Raw genomic sequence first — 2,183 nt, 5'->3', positions numbered from 1 at the left:
AGTCTGAAAGGTAAAGTCAAAGCAACCGATATTTATCGCGATGAACGCTTCTCTGATCATGCACCGCTGACTATTGATTACGATTACGAACTACCAAAATAATGAACTTTCCTGTTTTGTTTCTCTCTGATTAGGGTCTATCTGAGAGAAACAAACCATGTTTTCATTATTCAAGTCGGACCCAGTCAAAAAACTGAAAAAGCAGCTTGCTCAAAAACGTGAGCAGGCCATGCTGGCGCAACGTAATGGTGACATACGCAAGTTTGCCAGGCTCACCGAAGAGTCTCAGCTTCTGGTTGAAGAGATTCAACGGCTTGAGTCGAAACCTGAATAATTCAGTTACCTCAAAAAATGGCTTGGCTTCAAACCCCGACCTGATCTAAGCACTGACTATTCGTGATTACTGCGAAGTTGTCAGCTTTAGTCTGCGGCATGAATGATGGGCTTAAACATTCGGCGATACTGGCTTGGCGTTAAGCCGGTTTTGCGTTTGAACAAGCGACGGAAAAACGACGCATCTTCATAGCCGATCTCAAAACTGATGTCATCCACCGGCAGTTGAGTCTGTTCAAGCTGGCGCTTGGCGGCTTCGATGCGAATATTCTGCAGGTAATCAATCAGAGTCAAGCCTGTCGCGGATTTGAATCTGCGTTTGAGCGTGCGTTCCGGAATATTGGCTTGCTGCAGCGTCAGCTGAAGAGCATGGCCGTTTTTGTAGTGGCGTTTGAGTGCATTTTCGCATTCGGCAACAAGATGATCGCTATGGGGATTATTCCGTAACAAGGTGTGATAGGGCAGCTGACCCTCATCATGCCACTTAAGCAGATAAACCTGAGCAATTCTGACCGCTTCCGCGGGACTGAAGTGCTTGGAAATAATATAAATAGCCAGGTCGTGCCACGACGTGGTGCCACCGGCTGTCACTATTTTCCCTGCGGTATCTGCAAAGGCTAAATTTGGCTCTGGTTTGAAGCGGACTTTCGGATAATGTTTGCGGAACAAGTCCTGATATCCCCAATGGGAAGTAGCATCACAGGCATCCAGCAGCCCTGTCTCGGCGAGCATAATGGCGCCTGAGCAGGCCGAGTAGATATAGGCGCCTTTTGCATGCTGCGTTTTTATCCAGGCGATCAACTCCGGATAGCGACCGGTCAACGGTTCATCAGGACCGAGCCATAGCTCCGGCAGTATAACGATATCAGGTGAATCGGCCAGATGATGAAAGTCGCTGTCAGGCTGAATGGGGATGTTATTGCCGCAGAAAAACATCTCACGACGGTTTGACACGATATGCACATTAAAAGGAGTTTGCTGCTGTTCTTTACGTGACAGTGTCTGCCAGATATTGCCCGTCGCCATCAGCACATCTTTCATGCCATATAAAGCCGACCCCGCTGTTTCCGGAATCGCCACAATACAGACATCAAGCGAGGTTGCAGTCATTTTTGGCATAAATGAACCGTTTTTTGGTTTTTTGCATCTTATAGCGCATTTATACGACGCTTAATCTTTTTCATAACTTCATTAAACGTTAATGAAGCAGATGAATGAGGAAAATACCATGAATATGATGAATCAGGCTTATGAAAATGAGCAACAAATTACGCCATTCGCACACCGTTATCAAAGATGTGTAATGGCATCAAAACGGGTTTCCTGGCGGATTGAAGAAGATGTGATTCGAGGCCGGGAATTTGACGCCACACAAAAGTTTTTGCCCGACCAGTTATCACGGGTAAATCAATGGGGATTCCTGACTGCAGAGGACAAACGCTTTGTCAGCCAGATCCAGGGACGTACTTATGCCAATATTTTTGGTCTGGTGGAGCGATTTATCAACGCCAAAGTATTGGAGCTGGGCCAGCATCATGTGTTGGGTGATCAAGTGGCACTGGAGGCACTGATCAGGTTAAGCGATGAGGAGCTTAAACATCAGGCGCTATTTCGCCGGATAGAAGTGATGACCGGTAAAGTGATGCCTGAAGGCTATTATTTTACGATTGATCCGAATGATGTGGCGCGTGCTGTGTTAACCAAGTCCACCTGGGCGGTGCTTGGCTTAACCTGCCATATTGAATTGTTCACGCAGCAGCATTACCGGCAGAGTATCGCTGAATGTGAGGGCTTATCACCGTTATATAAAGACGTATTTCTGTTTCATTGGAAAGAAGAATCCCAGCATG

General features: G+C 46.7%; 3 protein-coding genes and 1 pseudogene. 3 read left to right on the top strand and 1 reads right to left on the bottom strand.

The window, feature by feature from the left end:
- Together B3O33_RS11215 and B3O33_RS11210 are read left to right on the top strand one after the other, a co-directional pair.
- Positions 1 to 102 (top strand): annotated as a pseudogene (locus B3O33_RS11215) (exodeoxyribonuclease III); the annotation flags it as partial.
- 55 nt (positions 103 to 157) lie between these two features.
- The gene (locus B3O33_RS11210) at positions 158 to 334 is read left to right on the top strand and encodes a DUF6435 family protein (protein WP_292360566.1); all 177 of its coding nucleotides are present in this window, start codon (positions 158 to 160) and stop codon (positions 332 to 334) included.
- A gap of 86 nt (positions 335 to 420) precedes the next feature.
- Here the strand turns inward: B3O33_RS11210 and B3O33_RS11205 are convergent, their stop codons facing one another.
- Positions 421 to 1,452: a GlxA family transcriptional regulator gene (locus tag B3O33_RS11205; RefSeq protein ID WP_292360564.1), complete on the bottom strand. Its 1,032-nt coding sequence runs from the start codon at positions 1,450 to 1,452 to the stop codon at positions 421 to 423.
- A 109-nt stretch (positions 1,453 to 1,561) separates the two neighbouring features.
- Here B3O33_RS11205 and B3O33_RS11200 point away from each other — a divergent pair.
- Positions 1,562 to 2,183, top strand: a 622-nt coding sequence (locus tag B3O33_RS11200) for a hypothetical protein (protein WP_292363603.1), incomplete at its 3' end; no start/stop codon positions are given.

It is taken from the genome of Methylophaga sp. UBA1464 (assembly GCF_002325665.1).
In the GTDB taxonomy this organism is placed as follows: Bacteria; Pseudomonadota; Gammaproteobacteria; order Nitrosococcales; family Methylophagaceae; genus Methylophaga.
Note: the sequence above shows the minus strand (reverse complement) of the source record. Positions and strands in the feature narration are given on the sequence as shown.